The organism is Frankia sp. Mgl5 (assembly GCF_023242985.1).
In the GTDB taxonomy this organism is placed as follows: domain Bacteria; phylum Actinomycetota; class Actinomycetes; order Frankiales; family Frankiaceae; genus Parafrankia; species Parafrankia soli.
The window spans coordinates 1-380 of sequence record NZ_JALKFY010000517.1 but is presented as its reverse complement, the minus strand read 5'-3'; the positions used below and the strand labels follow the sequence as shown (position 1 = coordinate 380).

Below are 380 nucleotides of genomic sequence, written 5' to 3'. Positions count from 1 at the left end.
ACCCACGCCGATGCACATCGCAGCCAAGCCGTAGCGCGTCTCTCTGCGTTCCATTTCGTAGAGCAGAGTGGTCAAAATACGGGCACCGCTGCAGCCCAAAGGGTGGCCGAGCGCAATCGCGCCACCGTTTACGTTTACCCTCGCGGAATCGATCCCTAGCTGACGGATACAGGCAACCACTTGCGCGGCGAACGCTTCATTCAATTCAAACAACCCGATCTGGTCGACGGTTAATCCAGCTTTTTTCAGCACCTTTTGCACAGCAGGAACCGGGCCTATACCCATGACAGAGGGATCAACTCCCGCTACCGCAGAAGCGACGATACGCGCCCGTGGCTTCAAACCCAGCTGTTTGGCTCTTTCCTGCTCCATCACCAGCA

At 57.1% G+C, this 380-nt stretch carries 1 pseudogene; it reads right to left on the bottom strand.

From position 1 onward, the window contains the following. A pseudogene (locus tag MXD62_RS10410) lies at positions 1-380 on the bottom strand (3-oxoadipyl-CoA thiolase); the annotation flags it as partial.